This window comes from Nonomuraea sp. WAC 01424 (genome assembly GCF_003947315.1).
In the GTDB taxonomy this organism is placed as follows: domain Bacteria; phylum Actinomycetota; class Actinomycetes; order Streptosporangiales; family Streptosporangiaceae; genus Nonomuraea; species Nonomuraea spiralis.
Genome location: NZ_QHHZ01000016.1, coordinates 300,888 through 318,188, shown reverse-complemented (window position 1 = coordinate 318,188; position 17,301 = coordinate 300,888). Strand labels below are relative to the sequence as shown.

Here is a 17,301-nt window from a genome sequence, read left to right as displayed (position 1 = left end):
CTCCACCAATGCCACCCGAGCCTCCCCCGAAGCGTCGATAACGCCACGAGCAGGCTCAGATAACGATCAAGGTGTCAAGCATCAAGCGAGGCCAGAGTGTCAACCATCAAGCGAGACAGGACACTGGGCTCAGCCGGAACATTGCCGAATAGCCCTTGTAGGGATCAAGCGGCGGCGCGGCGCGCCGCCGTACCCCCGGCCCTCCGCCCGCCCGCCGTCCGGGCGTGCGGCCTGGGGGCCGGTCCCGGACGGCGGCGGGACATCAGGCCGGGCACCGTACGCCATCCGCGCCGTACCAACCGACTCTCCGGGTTGGGTTGCCGCGCCGCCGCACAGACACAGCCCTTACGATCGCCACGACGTGGCCGGTCGCCATACGTGCTTGGGGGCGATCGACGATCCAGGGTTCGTTCCTCACCCTGGCTCACCGGAGAACAGGGCTGATCTCCGTCTCCGGGATGGTGGGGGTGACTGCGCACGGGCGGCCTGGTCGAAGGCCCGCTTCTGGATGCGTTCGGTCCTCGGCCAGCACCCACGACCGGTTCAGCTCGGGGAATGCGTGGTCGCCCGCACAACTAGGGTTACTGAACACCTAATCAAGGGGACTCCACCATGGGCATTCATTCTGACGTGGCCGTATTGCTCGATCTTGTGCCGGCAGACTTGGCAGGTGGCGAGCAGATTGACTGGAATGCGGCCGAAGCTGCGCTGGGCACTAAGCTGCCGAGTGACTACAAGGCGCTGCTGGACACGTACGGCGTGGGCGATATCGGAGAGCTTGTCATTTTGCCTCCGCTCCCGAGTGACGTGCGCGGATGGGAAGCGTGTCACATCGGAAGCATGACAGCCGACCTGCGCTGGCTTTGGGATGAGGACGCAGGTGTCCCAGGCGCGATGTTCGATGCCGATGCCGTTCTGCCCTGGGGGTCTGGGATGAATGCCAACGAGATGGCTTGGCTTATGAACGACCCCGATCCGGACAAGTGGCCTGTCGTAGCCTGGCGTCGGCACCACTCGTGGGGCGAATCGCCTTGGGCCTTGTTCGACTGCGGCATGGTCAAGTTCATCACCCGCATGATGCTGGGCCGCTTCGACGCCTGCCCACTCGGCGATGCGTCCCTCTGGAAGCGGACAGGCACTTTCGTCAGCTGGCGCGAGCAGCGTAGACGGCTTGTGGCCGGACTGGACCCGCAAACCGGCGAGCCCGACCCCTACGCCAACATGTACCCCATCACTGATGACTAGCCCTGATCAGGTTCGGAGCCAGATTGGGATGGCTGCTGCCGGCCCTCTGCGCCAAGCGCAAGTGAGACAGATGGGACTAAAGTTCCTTAACTGATATGAGTTCCCAGGGGAAATCGTGGCTGGCTGTGCCTCGCGGGACATACGCGGGGTGATCTCCCCGCTCTAGGGGAAGGGCCAGAGCTATACCCCGAGGTCAGAGGCCTGATGCAGTCAGGAACGCCGGCCCGCTGTAAAACCGTCGGCTCAGCCTACGCAAGTTCGAACCTTGCACCTGCCACCAGCAGTAACAGCAGATCAGAGGCCCTACGGGGCCTCTTCTGCGTTTCAGGGGTGTGCAACCAGATGCCGCTGCGAGCGGCCCGTTGTCGCTGGTCCACCAATATACGTGCAATGATCTTGACGGCGTTTCCGCAGGTAGAAGGCATGTTTAGGCGGTGCTGCCCGCTCTCGCATCGCACCGCCGAGACGTGTGAGGAGCCTGGAGATAGAGCGTAGGGGCCGCCAAGGTGTTGGAGCCAGGAGGGCCAGGAGCACTGACCGACGCCTAGCGACGCTGATTGACCTGCGCCGCGACCCTGTTGGCGCGCCAGCCGATCAACAGGATTCCACCCACGAACAACACTGCCTGGGACACGGCAATCGCTAGCTCGAGGGCCTCAGGCAGGCCAAACGCCATCTCGCTGGCGATGGAGACGACGAGAACCCCCGCCATGACTACAGCCAGGCGTCGCAGGGGGCGCCTCAGCCAGGCGTGCGCGGCATCCCACGCCTCGGGAGAGGCGAGGGTGTGGCGGGTGCGCAGGCCGGATAGCCGGTTTCGCGTGTCCACAGCGCCTGACTCGTCATGGAAGGGGATCAGTAGCAAGGCGAGCGCTGGCAGGGTCAGTAGCGACGTCATGAATACAGGTCCCATTCCCAAACCGTAACCTTTCGTGGATCTCGTAGGAAGATCAATGAATCGTCCGTCGGCGGCAAGGAGGGCGGGCCGCCGGAGGTGGAACCGCGGGACTGGGGCATGCTGGGTGATCGCCCGCACACCTACGCAGCCTGTAACACCGTCCGACTGTGTGAAGCGAACCAGGCTCTCGGGACCCTTCGGGGCTTGATCACGGCCCAGAACAAGAGCCCCGGTGGTGGCCGAGGCTCTGGGTGAGGTTGGGCTGTGCGTCATGCGAAGGCGTCGCCGATCCGCTGGTTGGCGATGCCCTGCTGGCCGTCGATGCACTTGGCGTAGACCCGCAGGAGGACATCGACGCTGTGGCCGGCTCTCTCGGCCACGTCCGGGGCTGAGACGCCCACGTTGAGCCAGAGGGACACCGCCGCGTGCCGAAGGTCGTACGGGCGTTTGGCGAGCGGGGAGGCGACCTGCGCGGGGGTGAAGGCCAGGAGGCGGGCGGCCTGCCAGACCTCGGTGTAGGCCGTTGAAGCCACGACGCCTTCCCGTTCACTGCGGAAGATTCGGCCATCCTTGGCCGTCCCGTACTCCGCGATATGGGAGCGGAGGATCTTGACCAGTTCGGGCGGGATGGGCACGGGGCGGACGTCCTGTCTGCCACGGTGCTTGAGGCCGCGTTCCTCGTGCGCGTTGCCGGTGTCGGTCCATTGGATGTTTACCTCCGGCCGGGAGACGTCGATGGTGAGGCGTCCCCAGCCGGAGGCGGGGAGGTGGCAGTCCTGGATGCGGAGGCCGACCGCTTCGGCCGGGCGTAGGGCGGCGTAATACATGCAGGCGAAGAGGGCCATCAGGCGCCGGCCTCTGCCGCGTCGGCCTACGTAGGTCACAGCAGTCAGCAGCTCTTGCGCTTGGCGGGGGTTCACGACGACGCGAGGGTTTACGGTCTCGGTGGTCTTGGGTGGCTTCCACTTGATCTTGTGCAGCGGATTTGCCGAAAGCTCCTCCAACTCCACTGCGTACTCCAGGAGAGCGTGGAAGACGGCGCGCTTGCGGGCGATCGTCGTGGAGGCCGCCGCCTTGCCGTCGAGGCACAGGGTCAGGGCGTGCAGGGCGAGCCGTACCGTCTTGGCCTCCTTCAGGCTTGCCAGGTCGAGTGAGGCCGCCTTCATCCAGGCCACGGCGGAGGCGTACTGCGGCGGTACGTCCGGGCGCTTGTCCCCTGGCAGGAGGAGACACTTGCGGAGGACTGTCCGAAGTTCGCGAGCGTCCGGGCGTCCTATGCGGTCCTTGGTCAGGGCAGGAAGGATTGTTGCCAGCGCGTCGGACATGCTGTCTCGGCTCTTGGCCGCCGCGTGTGTCCACTTCATCTCTATGAACGCCTGCGCGAACTCCAGGGTGCTCCGGGCATCCTTGGCCTTGAGCATCGACGGCGGCAGCCCGGAATCTACATCGAAGGCCTCACCGCGCTTGGCAGCCTGCCGCAGGTCGGACAGGAAGCTGTCGGCCAGGGCCTTGGTTCGGTAGGTCTTGGAGGAGCGCTTGCGGGCGACCGACCAGCGAACGACGTATGACGGCGTCTTGCTGGACTTGTTGCGGCTGATCTCGAAGAACTTCACGTCGTACGAGGTCGTCATCCGGTGCTCCTGAGGGATTCGAGCCAGGCGTTGAGATCGCTGCGGTAGATGCGGAGTTCGCCGTTGGGCAGGCGGATGCCCTCTGGTGCCTTGCCGATCTCGCGCCAGCGGTAGAAGGTGCGGCGGGAGACTCCGCCGAGCTCGGTGAGGACCTGGCGGACGGTCAGGAGTTCGTCGTGCTTGGTCATGCGGCCCTCCCCATGTCCTCGGTTGCCGAAAGGTCATGTCCTGCTGCTCTGGCTTCCAGGTCTCTGAGGTGTGCTCGCCAGCGTTGGCGTTCGGCCACGGTGCGCAGGAGGCGTACGGCGAGTGGTGGCACGTTGGCGTCTTGTTGGACCACTTACGGGAGACCAGGACCCGGCGGCCGGCGTAGCCGAGGTGTTCGGGCTTGTGGGCCTTAGAGCGGCACCGGCCGGGAGCCATCCCAGCCTTGGCGTTCTTGGGTTGGACGCCGTAGCGCAGCCAGTTCGGGCAGGTCGGCGAGCACGGTTCGTAGCGCAGGGCATCGACCATGCGGGCGGCATGCTCGCGCTGGGCCTGGCCGCCGTCGAGGCTGTCGCCGATGGACTTGGTCAGGTACTTGGACAGGTACCGGATGCACTGGTCGGCGTCCGGCGTACCGGCGAGAACACCTTGCACGTCCACCTGATCGCCGAAGCGCAGCACGTGGAGGGGTTCGGCGTCCTCGTCCAGAGCGTCAAGGGCCTCGTCCCAGGTGGGCAACACCTCGCCGGTAGCCGGGTCGAGGTAGCCGGCCTCCTCACCCCAGACGGGCAGGTGGTCACCGTCGAAGATGACTTCGTCAGCTTGTGGCCACCAGACCTGGTGGTAGGTGGCGGCGGCTATCTGCTTGATCTCCGCGCGCGGGAGCGTTCCCCGAATGGCCATGTGCAGGTGCGGCGCGAGCGGTCCGTCCTTGTAGCCAGCACTCCAGCCGGGCTGGTCGGCTACTGCGTCGTTGAGTACACCTTCTTCGAGCAGGGCTTCGTGACGATGCTTATGGTGGCTGAGCCCGCCCGGGGTCATGGTGTTGGCGAGAGGCTACTGCGCGCTGCAGCAGCTTCATGCCAGACCGCGAAGCTGTTCACCTCAACGAACCTGTCCAACCATCCCATGCAGCGGCTGCTCCAGCGGGTTGGCTGGCGGTCGGTAGGGATGGTGCACGGCCTCGATGAAGGTGATCCTGAAGTCTTCTACCTCCGTACTCTTCCGAGCACCGAAAGTGCAGAGTAATTCCGGACAGTGCACGGATGTCCGGGGCGTTGGCGGGCGCACACCATTGAGCGGGGCGTCCTGACGGCCCCGGATGAGAGGTAGGACGTGGCGGTACGCCCCTGACCTGCTTGCCCCACTGTCGTTGATCAACGCGCCAACCTCGATCCTGCATGGCGACCAGGATCCGGTCTATCCGCTCGGCCACGGCGAGGCCCTGGCTGCCGCGTTTCCAGGAGCGTTACTGCACGTCGTGCCAGGGATGGGGCATGTCATGACTTCACCCGGCTTGCCCGAGGAGGTCGCCGACCTGATCCGGCTGTGATCGCCTTGCGGAGGCGGGCTGTGCCGATGGGCAGGGGCGCGGTGAGCCGTCTTTCGATGATGGCGACCCTGAGGACCGAGTGGCGTCAGTATCGGGCCCCCTCTACCGCCACATCCTCGACGTGCTTGAGCTTCGCCCAGCCGGTCAGGCACGCGATCTCTGTCGCACTGGATACCACCGATGACGTCCGGCCAGGCGGTAGTACGAGCCCGCGCTGGGACGCCGCCTGACAGATTCGGGCGTGGTGGATTCTGGCGCGGACGACGACCTTCCATAGCCGTGTCTGGCGCGTTCATCTGAGAGGGTGTTGCTGAACTTTGATCTTGCTCTTGGCGATCAGCATGTAAAAGGCCTCCCGGCAGCGTGCGCTGGCGGGATCTTTGTGTGCAGGTTGGCGTCGGAATATGGATGGCCCGGTGGGGTGGGTCGGTGACGATCAGCAGGAACTGGTCAGCCGGCTCGCCAGGTGGTTCGGCGGAGACCCGTCACGTCAGGAGGTGGCACCAGCGGCCGGCTGACTCCATGATGTCCAGGCTGACGTGTTCCAGGTACGCCGCCGTCTTGGCCAGCCGTCGCCCCACGGGGCTGTCGAGCCCGTACGTCTCGGCCGCCGCCATCGTGGCCCGCACTGTCTCGAGCGTCCGCCGCTCGCTGATCATGATCGCGTGGTACCAGGCCTCGTCGTCGATCATGTAGATGTCGCGACGCCGCCGCGGATCGCGCTCGCGACGGACGAATCCCTGCTGGGCCAGGAAGTTCACGGCCACGGAGACGGAGGCCGGGCTGACCTTCAGTCTGTGGGCCAGTTCGGCGGCGGTGCGCCTGCCATCCTCGGCCAGCATCAGGTCGTGGTGCACGCGCGCGGCCGTCCTCGGCATCCCCGCTCTGACCACCATTTCGATGATCTCCTGTTCCATCGTGGCGACCGGCGGTGTGGCCGCGAGCGGGGGTGCCGGTGTGCCGCGCCGTGCCCGCTGGATCGTCGCTTGGTGTGCCTGCTGGGGCCGGTAGCCGGCGGGGCCGCCGTTGCGTGCGATCTCCCGGGTGATCGTCGAGGTCGGCCGGTTGAGCCGCCTGGCGATCTCGCGGTAGGAGAGTCCGTCAGCGAGTCCGGCCGCGATGCGCTGGCGGTCCTGCTGGGTCAATCGTCGTCCTGGCATGCCGTCAGTGTTGCCTTAGCCGCCAATCATTGCAACATGGTGTTGCTTTCGAACGCAGCGTCATTGCGTCCAATTTGTCGCCATTTACCTGGGAAAACGTTGTTGCGCAGATTGACTCATCTCTGAATGCAACGTAGCTTTCGAGCTGCACAAGACACGTACTATCGCGAAGTGAGGAATGGTCATGGATCAATCTCTCCATGCCGTCAAGGGCAACAGGGTCCGGAGGCTGCGGGTCTCCCAGCGAGTGGCGGTCACGGCGCTGGCGGCGCTGCTGGCCGGGGCGGCCGCACCCGCCTTGGCCACCGCGGACAGCAAGGCCGTGCCGAAGGCCGCTGCCGGACAAGACCGCCCGGAACTGCAGCAGGCCATCCAGGCGTTCGTCGATGCCGGTTTCCTCGGGATGCAGGCGCGCGTGAACGATGAGCGGGGCGAGTGGGTCGGCAGCGCCGGGCAGCGCAAGCTGGGTGCGAGCGCCAAGCCGCCGACGAACGGGCGGTTCCGGATCGGCAGCGCCACCAAGCCCTTCATCGCGACCGTGGTGCTGCAGCTGGTGGACGACGGCAAGATCGGACTGGATGCGTCGGTGGTGGACTATCTGCCCGAGTTCGAGCTGGACAGGCGGATCACGGTGCGGATGCTGCTGCAGCACACCAGCGGGTTGTACGCCTACACCGGCGAGTTCCGCCCTGACGGCTCGGTCGAGCCGGGGATCCCCGCGGCGGGCAGGGAGTGGGTGGACAACCGGTTCAAGACCTACCAGCCGCAGGAGCTGGTGCGCTTCGCGATGTCCAGGCCGGCGCGGTTCGAGCCGGGGAAGGGCTGGAGCTACTCCAACACCAACTACACGCTGGCCCAGTTGCTGATCGAGAAGGTCACCGGCCACTCGATCGCCGAGGAGATGAAGCGGCGGATCCTGCGGCCGCTCAAGCTGCGAGGCACCGTGGTGCCGGGCACCACGGATCTCCCCGGCCCGCACGCCCACGGCTACTACCGCTACCAGGACGAGAGCGGCCAGTGGAAGGTGGTTGACGTCACCCGCCAGAACCCCTCCCTGCAGGCCGGCAACGGTGACATGATCTCGACCACCAAGGATCTCCACACGTTCTTCTCCGCGCTGAACAGCGGCAAGCTCCTACCGACCCGGCTGCTGGCCGAGATGCGCAAGCCGCACCCGAAGAGCGCCGGCATCTTTGGCAGCTACGGCCTCGGGATATACGTGCAGGACCTGGGGCCCGGCTGCGGCATCGTCCTCAACCACAACGGCAGCGCCACGGGGGGCTACTCGACGGCGATGCTCAGCACGCCCGATGGAAAGAAGACCCTGACCGCTTCGATCACCTTCGGGGACGTCGCACCCGACCTGGCACAGGCGTTCTCGAAGGCGCTGGAGAACCTTCTCAGGCAGGTGTTCTGCGGCGGGCAGGCCCGAAGAGCTGACGAGGCCACGCCGGCTCCGTAGACGGGGCCGAGCATCGTGGACCCATGCACCTCGAAGGCGGGACCCGTTCGGGGGGCAGAGAGATTTGGCACGGAATCCGACGTTCCCGCTGGTCAGCGAGCTGAGCGTCTCCCCGCCGCCGAACGCGGCTCACGCCGGATTCCGTTCGGGTTCACAGCGCGACATCGATCTACTTACAGTCACGTTAGATAGCATTCGGTAACGGTTGTGTCGCTCTAATGACGCTGTGTCTGTTGGGTCATACGTTGCATGCATGCCTGTCGACTTCCTGAGCGACTCGGAAGCGGCGAAGTACGGCCGTTACGACGGTCCGCCCTCCTAGACCGAGATGGAGAAGATCTTCTTCCTCGACAACGAGGACATGGCCCTCACCAAGGGGCATCGCGGCCGGCACATCAGGTGCGGCTTCACCCTTCAGCTCGGGACGGTTCGCTACCTGGGTGATTCCTGGCTGATCCGCTGGAGGTGCCGAACGAGGTCCTGAACGTTGTCGCCGGCTAGTTGGGGATAGAGGATCCGTCCTGCGTGAAGCGCTACACCGAGCGGGACAAGGCGCGGCTGGAACACACCTGGGAGATTGCCAAGGCGTTCGGGCTGAACGACTTCGCCTCGGCCGAGGCCGAGCTGGCGGGCAAGTTGCGGGCGCACGCGTGGAACACCGGCGACGGCCCGACCGAGCCGTTCCAGTACGCGGTGCGCTGGCTGCGGCAGAACGACGTGCTGCTGCCCGGGATCAGCACGCTGACCCGGCTGATGGCGCGCGAGCGGGAACGCGCCACGCGGGAGCTGCATGACACGCTGGCCGCGCTGCTCAGCGCGCAGCAGCGGGCGGTGCTATCTGCTGCTGGCGGTGCCGCCGGGCAAGAAGGTCTCGGGTCTGGAGCGCTGGGGGGAGTGGCTCGTCGAAGGCGTCCGGGCCGCAGATCGTCAAGTCGCTGGATCTGGTCGCCGAGATCGGCGGCACCGAACTCGGCTGGCTGGAGCTGGACACCGCAGTGCCGCAGCGGCGGCTGGACGAGCTAGCCCGCTACGGCCTGACCGCCCACTCCTCCCTGGATCTGCCCGCGAACCGCTGGTGACTGGCGACTGTCAGGGGATCACGGGCGCTGTCTGGAGGCGGCGGCGGGACCGGGCCAAAGCCCGCACGCCTGGTTGGCCGCTCCTGCCAGTAAGCGGCCGCGCGAGCGGCGCCGAGCGGTCTTGAGTCTCAGAACAACGTTGTTACGCCTGCATGGCCGGAGGGCCAGCCGGCTTCGTCTTCGGCCATTGGCCCTCGGGTGACCAAGCCGGCGTTCGCCGATCCTCCTCATTCGCGATCGGATTTATGGAATCCGAGGCCTGGGCGCAGTGGCCTCCTGTAGTCGTCCGGCGCGTTCAACTAACGAACGTTTGCCGAACATCCCCACACATTTGGCTGACCAGCGAAAACGTGGATGTGATACCGGTGGGTCGTCCCGCGGCCTACGCCGATGGCGCTGGCGTTCGCCTCCTCGTGGTCGCGAAGCATGCGCAAGACGGTGGCCGGGGAAGGGGGCCGGTCCTTCTTCTTACCCTTGGTGATGACAAGGCGAGGGACGATGTCGCGCAGGCTGAGGTCCTGGCCACGCAGGTGCAGGGCCATAGACAGCATGGCCTCGTCGGTCACAGCGGCGCTGCCGATGGCCGTCCCGAGCGCGGGCCGACTTGTGGCTTCCAGTGTGCGGTCGCGGGTGTACTCGCGTTCTATCCCCGACAGTGCGGCGAGCACGGTGAACACCACGCCGGACGCGTCGTGGGAGCCATGCAGCACGCCGGCGAGGAACTCCAGGTCGATGTCGGCGGCGCGCAACTGCTCGGCCAGAGCGGCCGGGTCGAGGTCGCACCAGAGCCGCTTGTGCTCGTGCACCACGGGCGCAACCGCGACCCCGGCCGAGCGGAGCTCGTAGGCCAAGGCGACGCCTCGGCCAGCCTGCATGTCCAGCTATTACGTGGCGCAGGGTGGAGGCAAGGATTTGATTTGGAAGAAGCTCGTACTCAGGTCCGTCTGGAGCTTGATCACGGCCAATGCGCGGCCAAATGGGGCTTCCCGCAAGCCTATGCCCAGGTCGGCGCGTGCTTACGACGGGACTGTAAACCGTCGGCTCAGCCTACGCAAGTTCGAACCTTGCACCTGCCACACCAGCGGGAAGAGGCCCGTCACCAGCGGAAACGCGGTGACGGGCCGCTCGCGTTGTGTCCGGCCGTCTGCGACGATCAACGGTGCTCAACGGCGTCTCGCGGCCAAGTTTCAGAGGCATGACGACCCTTGCGCGGCTAGGCCTCCATCCCAGGCGCGCCAGGGCCGGGCGACCAAGAGTTCCAGGACTTTACCGCGTAGGCCCAGGCAGCGCGGTCCGGCAGGGGTGGAAGGTCGCCTCAGCAGCCATGGGGCGGTTGACCGGCCACTTCGCGGGCGGACGACGGGTCATCGGATGGACGCTTGCCCACCGGATCAGGGCTTTGTGATGCTCGGGCCCGCGCTAGTAGATCCGCCCAAGCCTCGGCAGCGACCCAGCCAGGCGAAGGTTCTTTGTGCCACCACCGGCGCCCTCACTTCGTGTCAGCTACCCCTTGGAATAGATCGTCCAGGGACTAGAGACGCTCGATGAGTCGTACGGCCACGGTGTTCCCGGCGCCCTTGCCGAGGGCGCGGCGCAACGGGGCGGCGATAGGGAGTTTGTGGGTGCCGTCGCCGAGAGCCATGAACGAGCTGGTGAATGGATGGCCGTCGACCGTACCGGTCACCTTGACAAGACCGCGGGTGCCGAAGTATGCGGCCGAGTCCGCCATGACGACATAGGTCCATCCGCCCTTGGCCGGGCTCTGCACAAGCGTAGCGGTGAACTCGCGGTCGAGCGGTCCGGACTTCGTGTGGTTGGCGTTCATGATGAGGCCTTTCGGGTTGTCGTCATGCTGTCAGTGCAGGACGCCGAGCACGGCACCGATGAGCAGCAGTTTCAGGAGCCAGTCCCCGGCGTGCAGCGCGGCGGTGACCACCGGCACGCGCTCCCACAGGACCGAGCCGGTGAGCAGGATGAGCGGGAAGCCCAGCCACGCGACGAAAGCGAGCGGCATCGCTGAGGGCCAACCCAGCAGGTTGGCTTGTGCTGCGATCCAGGCGAACACACCGGCGACAAGGGCGGTGCGCAGCAACTCCACGGCCGCCTTCCACGGTGCGGGCCGTCCACGGTCGAGCGCCGCGGCACCCAACCGGCGCCGCTCGAACGGCGTGGCCAGGGCGTAGTAGACGGAACTGACGATGAAGGCCGCGACCGCGGCGAGGGCGATTCCCAGAGCAAGCATCTTGGTGCCCCTTTCAGTACTGAGAAGTACTATATTTATCGGGTTATAGTACTGTCAAGTACTAAGGAGGATGGATGTCGGCAGAGGAACGGCCGCGACCACGCGGGCGCCCAGGAGGCAGTGGCGGCGCGGACCTGCTGGCGATCGCCCGCGACGTGTTCCTCACACGGGGATATCCCGGCGCGACGATGGATCAGGTGGCCGCCCAGGCCCGGATCTCGAAACAGACGCTCTATCGCGAGTACCCCTCGAAGGAGCGGCTGTACGCGGCGGTGGTCCGCGACTGGGTCGACCGCGGCTACGACGCCATGCGACCACACACCGAAGCGCTCACGGAGTCCATGGACATCCGAGCCGGTCTGCTGCGACTTGCGCACGTACTGCACTCGGGCGTGCTGAGCGAGCCGGTGCTGCGCATGCGATCGCTGGTCGCCACGGAGTCCGCGCGGTTCCCGGACGTCGCCGCCGACTATGTCGTACGCAGTTGGACCCGGAACACTCATCTACTCGCCGACGCGCTCGCCGCCCTGGCGACGCGGGGCCTGATCAAAGCCGAGGACGCGCTCGTGGCGGCGCAACAGTTCACCTGGCTGGTTCTCGGTGACCCGCTCAACCGCCTCACGCTCGCGGCGCACTCCGAACCGCCGGAAGACGGTGAGCTTGCGCGGCAGCGCGAGGAAGCGGTCACGACGTTCCTCAGCCGCTACGGCCTGCCGGCCCCGCACTGAGAATGACGACGGCGTCTCGTGGGTCGGGGGTTGGCAGGGCGTCTTTGAGTGATGCCTGCGGAGAGGAACGGGCTCCTGGTGCCGAGATGCGGTTAACGCACTTTGGCGGCCAGGAGCACGTGCTCGTCCAAGGGCCGAGGGCATCGAACGCTCACCGGTTCACCGGCTGCTACTCATCGCCCTCATCGGTGAACGGGGCGCCGGGGGCGCCATGCCAGGACTGCTAGACCCCGCCCCCCGCCGACCGCCGACGGCCCGCTGACCGTTGTAGCGCGGCGACCTGCATCGGAACGGTGAACGGCGATAACTCCGCCCACCCCGGCCCACAACGCCGTTTCCGTTCGGTTGCAGCTCAAGCCCCGAAGCGATCAAACTGCCGCTCAGGGCAACAATCTGGACGATAAGGAACAAGCTCAGGACTGGCCGCAGGTCGCGGGGCAGAACTTGACCTCGGGGTAGCGCGAGGACGGCTTGTCCAGGAGGGGCTGCCGCTTTGACTTCAGGTGCTGGTCGAGGAAGGCCGCCACGTAGGAGCGGGTGAGCTCGGCAGCACGCGCCGCGGGCAGAATGCTGGAGGCGGGCCTGATACCGAGGGCGCCGGCCATCAGCGGGCCGTCGGTGAAGGACTGATGTTCCGCGCCCGACAGCACGAGCCAGCGCTTCCACCCGGTCAGCAGCTTCCAGTCGCGCTCCCACGAGGTGTCGCGACCGCCGGGGATGTGCTGCGGCGAACCCAGGAACATGAACGGCCGGGAGAACCCGCTCTTTGGGATGCGGGCGTAGGTGGTGCCGTCCATGTCGATGCCGGCGCGCACGCGGGAGTCCTTCACCATGGTCGCCATGGCGCTCGCCCCGCCGATCGACTGGCCGACCATCGCGATCTCGGAGCGGTCGATCAGGTCAGAACCATCCCATTTCGATGGCAGCTGGTCGAGCACGAAGGAGACGTCGGCCGCCCGTCCCGCGACCACCCCCGTGCCGAAGCCCGGGTCGGTGTCGCTGTCGCAGGCGAGGCATTCGGCGACCCGCCCGCCGGGGAAGGTCGTGGCGTAGCTCTCGTAGGTGTGGTCGATCCCGGCCACCACATACCCGCGGCTGGCCAGCTCCTCGGCCAGGGACGTGAGCGTGTTCACCGGATTGCTGAAGCCGGGGGACATCACCACCAGTGGCAGGTTCCGGCCCGCGGGTTCGGCGTCCGCGATGGCGTTGGTGCGCGTCCCGCTGAGCGTGCCGTCCGGCACGCCCGCGACCCCCAAGCGCCTCAGGGTGAGCTCCGATTCCTTCGGTGTCATGTACGGCGCCCGCTGCCCGTCTCGCTGCTCGGTCGGATACCACAAGGTGACCTTGAGCTCCCTGGCGTCGACGTCGAGGTTCCAGGGGTCGGGGCGGGAGGCGTCCTTCAGATACAGGGCGGTGGTGCCGACCAGATGGGCGCCGGTGGGGGTGGGCAGGGTGGCGGGGCCGGTCGGCGTGGGCGACGGTGCGGCGGACCGGGGCGGCGTGGGCGCGGAGCAGGCGGACACGGCCAGGACGACCAGTCCCGCGGCGACTGCCAGGATCTGTCTCATCGAGAGGTCCATTCACTTGTTCAGCAAGGTCAGGGCCTTGGCCAGCGCGGGGTCGCGTCCGTCGGCCGCGTCCTGCGGGGTCAGGGGCACGAGGTGGTCGGGCGGCACGCCGATCCGGTCGATCACCTCGCGGTTGGGCCCGAGGTGGTGCTTGGCGGGGAAGCTCAGGCTGGTGTTGTTGCTGAGCAGGTAGGGCTGCGACGGGCCGGAGATCACGCCGGCGGTTCTGGTGCCGACCAGCCGGCCGAGGCGCAGGTCCTTGACCGCGGAGCTGAAGTGCTCGCACGCCGAGGCGCAACTGCGGTCGGTGAGCACCATCAGCGGCAGGTTGAACAGCTCGACGGTGTCGTCGGTCCGCGAAGTTTCGCACTTGCCGTCCACGGTGCACTGGTAGGCGGTGACCTTGCCGTGGCCGAACGCGCTCACCAGCCGGGTCGCCTCCACAGGGCTGCCGCCGCCGTTGCCGCGCAGGTCCAGCACGACGCCGGACAGGGGCCGGCCGGTGCGCAGTCGGGAGATCGCCTTGAAGGCCCTGTTCGCGGAGTCGGGAGCGAACCCGCGCAGCCGTACATAGGCGATGTCGTCGTCCAGCAGCTTCGAGGTCACCACTTGCAGGGCGGCCAGATCCCGCTGGTAGAGGCCAGGCTTGAGCGTCACGCTCCAGCGGCGGCCGGTGCTCTGCCGCAGGAGCCGTAACTGGACCGGGCGCGCCTCCGGGTACCCCGGGTAGAGGGCGGCGATCGCGGGAGTGGCCTTCCCGTCGATGAAGGGCGCCGATCCGTTGACCGACTCGATGATGTCGCCCGGGCGCAGCCCGGCCGCTTCCGCCGCGCCGCCCTGCACGGTGGTGACGAACAGCGGGGGTAGGGCGATGCCGGGGTTGCCCTCCACCTGTGGGCCGTTGACGTTCGCCAGGAAACCCAGGCCGTAGCCGTCGCCGTCGTAGTAGTCGGGCGGCCGCTTGACGTCGTGCGTCCAGCGAGCATGGTTGTCGCCGAGACCGGCCACGATGGCCTCGAGGGTGACGACGGCCAGCTTGTCGCGAAGGCGGTCGGGGACCTGATCGGTGGTCTTGCGGTAGGCGGCCTCGAAGGAGGTCCAGTCGGTCTTGCGGTCACCGGTCAGCGCCGGCATGCCCGCCTCGGGCACGTCGCGGCCGTTGCGGTTGAGCTCTTGGGTCAGGGCGGCGAATCCGGCGCTCAGCAGCGAGCGGGCATCCAGCGTGGCGCCGCTGTAGTAGTTGCCGAGGATGCAGAAGTAGGCCTGCTCGATGACGTCGATCGTGGTGGTCGTCTCCGCTCCGGGAACTTCCCGGGGCGCTGCGCAGACCGTACCGGCTGCCGTGCTCGCCTGGCCGCGCGGCGGCGTCCTCGGCGTGCAGGCCGCCGCCGCTGCGATGGCGAGCCCGGCGGCCGCGATCCTGATGATGGTCATGACAGACGCCTGCGGATCCACCAGAAGCAGAACCACGACAGGCCGAGGGTGAGCAGGGTGTAGATCCCGGTCTCGATCCACTGGAAGGGCCAGAAGCGCTCAAGGGGCTGGTAGGTCGCTTGCTGCCGATAGCCGAGCCGGTTGATCTCGACTATGCAGCTGTCCCCGGCGCCCGCCGACGGTGCGCAGGGGCCTGACGTGGTGGAGATCTGGGCGGCGGCGAAGCCGCCATCGGTGCCGAGCGCATGCCCGGACGGATCGACCAGGTTGGCGGACAGGACCCAGGCGCCCGCGTGACCGGGAACGGCCGCCTTCAGGCGAATCTCCACATATCCTCCTCGGTCCCGGTTTATACCGATGCCGTCCACGTTTGCCTGGCCGAGCTCGAAGGCCGAGGTGATCGGGGGCGCCAGGTGGGGCCGGACCAGCAGCGGCATGGCGAGCTGGAACGCGGCGAAGACGGCCAGAGTGAGGGCCATGGCGGGCAGCGTGCGGCGCACCAGCATGCCCACAGTCACGCCGAGGACGAAGGTGAAGGCCGCATACCCCATCGGGGCGATGCCGCGCGCGCCGAACACCAGGGGAGCCATCAGAGCCAGGTTCTCTGCGGCTGATTTGTCCAGAGGGTCGGACCACCAGGTCACCATGAGGCCGCACAGGCCGGCGGCGGCCACGGCGGTCAAGCCCATGAGTCCGAGCTTGACCGCCAGCCAGCGGCTGCGGGTGATGCTCTGGTTCCACACCATCAGGTGTGTGCCCGCCTCCAGCTCGCGGGTGATCAGCGGTGCTCCCCAGAAGAGCCCGGCGAGGGCGGGCAGGAGCAGCACGACGAGGGTCAGGGCCATGAACTCGGTGTCGTGCCCGCCGAAGAAGTGGTCGTAGAAGCGGCCGCAGGTGTCGTTCTGGGTGCAGGCTGCGATCCCGGCGGAGTAGTCGGAGGCCAAACCGGGGCCGGTCAGGGCCAGGGCGGTGGCGAGGATGACGAGCAGGGCGCCCATCGCCGCGGCCGAGCCGCGGAACTGGCGCCAGGTCAGCCAGATCATCGCTGTACCTCCAGGGCGACTCGCTGGTCCGCGGTGCGCTTGTCCATGTAGGCCAGGACGAGGTCCTCCAGACCGAGTTGGGTGACCGTCCAGGCGGGGTCGTGGATCGGGGCGTCGGTGCGGATCACATACGTGCTCTGCCGGTCGGTGTGGCGCGCGCAGACCACGTGCTGGTCGGCCGGAAGCCGGTCGGGATCGCGGCGCGGGCCGGTGAGCCGGTGATGGGTGGCCAGCAGTTGGTCGACCTCCCCGGCCACCTGGACGCGAGAGTCGACGAGCACGATCAGGAAGTCGCACACCCGTTCCAGGTCGGAGACCAGGTGGGAGGAGAGCACCACGCTGAACTCATGCTCGACCGTGGCCTCCATCAGTCCCTGCAGGAACTCGCGGCGGGCCAGCGGGTCGAGCGAGGCGACCGGCTCGTCCAGGATCAGCAGTTCGGGCCGCTTGGCCAGGCCCAGGGTAAGGGCGAGCTGAGCACGCTGGCCGCCCGACAGCTTGCCTGCCCGCTGGGCGGGGTCGAGACCGAGTTGCGCGATCCGGTCCCGCGCCATGGTGGCGTCCCAGCGGGGGTTGAGCCGCGCTCCCAGTCGCAGGTGATCGGCGACGGTCAGCCCGGCGTAGACGGGGGTGTCCTGGGCGACGAACCCGACCCTGGCCAGCTGCGCCGGGCCGCCGGCGGGACGGCCGCCGAGCACGGTGATGCCGCCCGCCGTCGGCTCCAGCTGGCCGCTGGTCAGCTTCAGCAGCGTCGTCTTGCCGGCTCCGTTGGGACCCACCAACCCCACGACGTGGCCCGCCGGGATGTCGATGGTGCACTCGCGCAGCGCCCAGTGCTTGCCGTATTTCCGGCCCAGTCCCTGGGCCTGTAAGACAGGGTTCACGCTATGTCCTCCTGAGCGGTGGTCCGAAAGGTGGTCATGAACAGGGCCTCGATGCTTTCGTCGTCGAGGCCGGCCCGGCGGGCCTTGGCCAGCCAGCGCCGCAGTTCCAGCCGCAGCGGGCCGTGCGCGGCCAGCGAGGCGTTGGTGAGCGTCGCCGTCACGAACGTCCCCACCCCCGGCCGGGCGGCGACCAGGCCCTCGTGCTCGAGTTCCCGGTAGGCCTTCAGGACGGTGTTGGCGTTGATCGCCAAGTGGGCCACGACCTCCTTGACGGTCGGCATCTGGTCGCCCTCGCGCAGCACGCCGAGCCGCAGCGCATGCCGTACTTGCTGGACCAGCTGCAGGTACGGCGAAACACCCGACCTGCCGTCCAGATGGAATTCGATCACC

19 protein-coding genes and 1 pseudogene are annotated in these 17,301 nt (G+C 67.3%); 7 read left to right on the top strand and 13 right to left on the bottom strand.

The window, feature by feature from the left end; all coding sequences use genetic code 11:
• The first annotated feature begins 630 nt into the window (after positions 1-630).
• Positions 631-1,245, top strand: a complete 615-nt coding sequence (locus DMB42_RS38705) for an SMI1/KNR4 family protein (RefSeq protein WP_221762533.1) — start codon at positions 631-633, stop codon at positions 1,243-1,245.
• 544 nt (positions 1,246-1,789) lie between these two features.
• Here DMB42_RS38705 and DMB42_RS53705 read toward each other — a convergent pair.
• The 4 genes and pseudogenes from DMB42_RS53705 to DMB42_RS55465 all read right to left on the bottom strand — a co-directional run.
• Positions 1,790-2,143: an SdpI family protein gene (locus DMB42_RS53705; RefSeq protein WP_185845093.1), complete on the bottom strand. Its 354-nt coding sequence runs from the start codon at positions 2,141-2,143 to the stop codon at positions 1,790-1,792.
• 269 nt (positions 2,144-2,412) lie between these two features.
• Positions 2,413-3,774 carry a tyrosine-type recombinase/integrase gene (locus DMB42_RS38695; protein WP_125643631.1) on the bottom strand — a complete coding sequence of 454 codons (1,362 nt, stop codon included), beginning with the start codon at positions 3,772-3,774 and terminating at the stop codon, positions 2,413-2,415.
• Positions 3,771-3,962 carry an AlpA family transcriptional regulator gene (locus tag DMB42_RS38690; protein ID WP_185845092.1) on the bottom strand — a complete coding sequence of 64 codons (192 nt, stop codon included), beginning with the start codon at positions 3,960-3,962 and terminating at the stop codon, positions 3,771-3,773. Before DMB42_RS38690 ends, DMB42_RS38695 begins: the two co-directional genes overlap by 4 nt.
• 178 nt (positions 3,963-4,140) lie before the next feature.
• A pseudogene (locus DMB42_RS55465) lies at positions 4,141-4,662 on the bottom strand (replication initiator); the annotation flags it as partial.
• Between DMB42_RS55465 and DMB42_RS55460 the strand changes: the two are divergent.
• Positions 4,552-5,007: a GNAT family N-acetyltransferase gene (locus DMB42_RS55460; RefSeq protein WP_312024788.1), complete on the top strand. Its 456-nt coding sequence runs from the start codon at positions 4,552-4,554 to the stop codon at positions 5,005-5,007. The pseudogene DMB42_RS55465 and the gene DMB42_RS55460 overlap by 111 nt on opposite strands.
• Before the next feature lie 124 nt (positions 5,008-5,131).
• Positions 5,132-5,311, top strand: a complete 180-nt coding sequence (locus DMB42_RS38680; RefSeq protein WP_185845091.1) for an alpha/beta fold hydrolase — start codon at positions 5,132-5,134, stop codon at positions 5,309-5,311.
• Positions 5,312-5,796: 485 nt separating this feature from the next.
• Here the strand turns inward: DMB42_RS38680 and DMB42_RS38675 are convergent, their stop codons facing one another.
• Positions 5,797-6,471, bottom strand: a complete 675-nt coding sequence (locus tag DMB42_RS38675) for a helix-turn-helix domain-containing protein (protein WP_260478189.1) — start codon at positions 6,469-6,471, stop codon at positions 5,797-5,799.
• Positions 6,472-6,655: 184 nt separating this feature from the next.
• Between DMB42_RS38675 and DMB42_RS38670 the strand changes: the two genes are divergently transcribed.
• The 3 genes from DMB42_RS38670 (at position 6,656) to DMB42_RS38660 (ending at position 8,956) form a co-directional block, all read left to right on the top strand.
• Positions 6,656-7,933, top strand: coding sequence for a serine hydrolase (locus DMB42_RS38670; protein ID WP_125643627.1), 1,278 nt, complete (start codon positions 6,656-6,658; stop codon positions 7,931-7,933).
• 328 nt (positions 7,934-8,261) lie between these two features.
• Positions 8,262-8,417: a DUF4158 domain-containing protein gene (locus DMB42_RS56475; protein ID WP_125643625.1), complete on the top strand. Its 156-nt coding sequence runs from the start codon at positions 8,262-8,264 to the stop codon at positions 8,415-8,417.
• A gap of 17 nt (positions 8,418-8,434) precedes the next feature.
• On the top strand, positions 8,435-8,956 hold the full coding sequence (locus DMB42_RS38660; RefSeq protein ID WP_125643623.1) for a DUF4158 domain-containing protein: 522 nt from the start codon (positions 8,435-8,437) through the stop codon (positions 8,954-8,956).
• A gap of 355 nt (positions 8,957-9,311) precedes the next feature.
• On the opposite strand, the gene DMB42_RS38655 is transcribed toward DMB42_RS38660, so the two are convergent.
• From DMB42_RS38655 to DMB42_RS38645, 3 genes are all read right to left on the bottom strand, one after another.
• Positions 9,312-9,863 (bottom strand): hypothetical protein, encoded by a 552-nt coding sequence (locus DMB42_RS38655; RefSeq protein ID WP_125643622.1) that lies wholly within the window; start codon positions 9,861-9,863, stop codon positions 9,312-9,314.
• A 680-nt stretch (positions 9,864-10,543) separates the two neighbouring features.
• A complete protein-coding gene (locus tag DMB42_RS38650) occupies positions 10,544-10,837 on the bottom strand; it encodes a DUF1905 domain-containing protein (RefSeq protein WP_125643620.1) in 294 nt (97 codons plus the stop codon).
• Between the two features lie 30 nt (positions 10,838-10,867).
• Complete coding sequence (locus DMB42_RS38645) at positions 10,868-11,254, bottom strand: DUF1761 domain-containing protein (protein ID WP_125643618.1); 387 nt, start codon at positions 11,252-11,254, stop codon at positions 10,868-10,870.
• A 74-nt stretch (positions 11,255-11,328) separates the two neighbouring features.
• Here DMB42_RS38645 and DMB42_RS38640 point away from each other — a divergent pair, with 74 nt between their 5' ends.
• Positions 11,329-11,982, top strand: coding sequence for a TetR/AcrR family transcriptional regulator (locus DMB42_RS38640; RefSeq protein ID WP_125643616.1), 654 nt, complete (start codon positions 11,329-11,331; stop codon positions 11,980-11,982).
• Between the two features lie 413 nt (positions 11,983-12,395).
• Here the strand turns inward: DMB42_RS38640 and DMB42_RS38635 are convergent, their stop codons facing one another.
• Genes DMB42_RS38635 through DMB42_RS38615 form a run of 5 tightly spaced genes read right to left on the bottom strand, consistent with a single transcriptional unit; the run spans position 12,396 to position 17,300 of the window.
• Entirely contained in the window at positions 12,396-13,550 is a 1,155-nt protein-coding gene (locus DMB42_RS38635) for an alpha/beta hydrolase (protein ID WP_125643614.1), read from the bottom strand.
• A gap of 12 nt (positions 13,551-13,562) precedes the next feature.
• On the bottom strand, positions 13,563-14,984 hold the full coding sequence (locus DMB42_RS38630; RefSeq protein ID WP_125643612.1) for a S41 family peptidase: 1,422 nt from the start codon (positions 14,982-14,984) through the stop codon (positions 13,563-13,565).
• A complete protein-coding gene (locus DMB42_RS38625) occupies positions 14,981-16,027 on the bottom strand; it encodes an ABC transporter permease subunit (protein WP_125643610.1) in 1,047 nt (348 codons plus the stop codon). Before DMB42_RS38625 ends, DMB42_RS38630 begins: the two co-directional genes overlap by 4 nt.
• Positions 16,024-16,911, bottom strand: coding sequence for an ABC transporter ATP-binding protein (locus tag DMB42_RS38620; RefSeq protein ID WP_125643608.1), 888 nt, complete (start codon positions 16,909-16,911; stop codon positions 16,024-16,026). Before DMB42_RS38620 ends, DMB42_RS38625 begins: the two co-directional genes overlap by 4 nt.
• Positions 16,908-17,300, bottom strand: coding sequence for a GntR family transcriptional regulator (locus DMB42_RS38615; RefSeq protein ID WP_245789805.1), 393 nt, complete (start codon positions 17,298-17,300; stop codon positions 16,908-16,910). Before DMB42_RS38615 ends, DMB42_RS38620 begins: the two co-directional genes overlap by 4 nt.
• Position 17,301: the final 1 nt, after the last annotated feature.

Bases quoted from the DNA above. Each gene is read 5' to 3' on its own strand.
- DMB42_RS38695 (WP_125643631.1), bottom strand. From the start codon at position 3,774: ATGACGACCTCGTACGACGTGAAGTTCTTCGAGATCAGCCGCAACAAG.
- DMB42_RS56475 (WP_125643625.1), top strand. From the start codon at position 8,262: ATGGAGAAGATCTTCTTCCTCGACAACGAGGACATGGCCCTCACCAAG.
- DMB42_RS38635 (WP_125643614.1), bottom strand. From the start codon at position 13,550: ATGAGACAGATCCTGGCAGTCGCCGCGGGACTGGTCGTCCTGGCCGTG.
- DMB42_RS38670 (WP_125643627.1), top strand. From the start codon at position 6,656: ATGGATCAATCTCTCCATGCCGTCAAGGGCAACAGGGTCCGGAGGCTG.
- DMB42_RS38675 (WP_260478189.1), bottom strand. From the start codon at position 6,471: ATGCCAGGACGACGATTGACCCAGCAGGACCGCCAGCGCATCGCGGCC.
- DMB42_RS38650 (WP_125643620.1), bottom strand. From the start codon at position 10,837: ATGAACGCCAACCACACGAAGTCCGGACCGCTCGACCGCGAGTTCACC.
- DMB42_RS53705 (WP_185845093.1), bottom strand. From the start codon at position 2,143: ATGACGTCGCTACTGACCCTGCCAGCGCTCGCCTTGCTACTGATCCCC.
- DMB42_RS38625 (WP_125643610.1), bottom strand. From the start codon at position 16,027: ATGATCTGGCTGACCTGGCGCCAGTTCCGCGGCTCGGCCGCGGCGATG.
- DMB42_RS38690 (WP_185845092.1), bottom strand. From the start codon at position 3,962: ATGACCAAGCACGACGAACTCCTGACCGTCCGCCAGGTCCTCACCGAG.
- DMB42_RS38630 (WP_125643612.1), bottom strand. From the start codon at position 14,984: ATGACCATCATCAGGATCGCGGCCGCCGGGCTCGCCATCGCAGCGGCG.
- DMB42_RS38645 (WP_125643618.1), bottom strand. From the start codon at position 11,254: ATGCTTGCTCTGGGAATCGCCCTCGCCGCGGTCGCGGCCTTCATCGTC.
- DMB42_RS38640 (WP_125643616.1), top strand. From the start codon at position 11,329: ATGTCGGCAGAGGAACGGCCGCGACCACGCGGGCGCCCAGGAGGCAGT.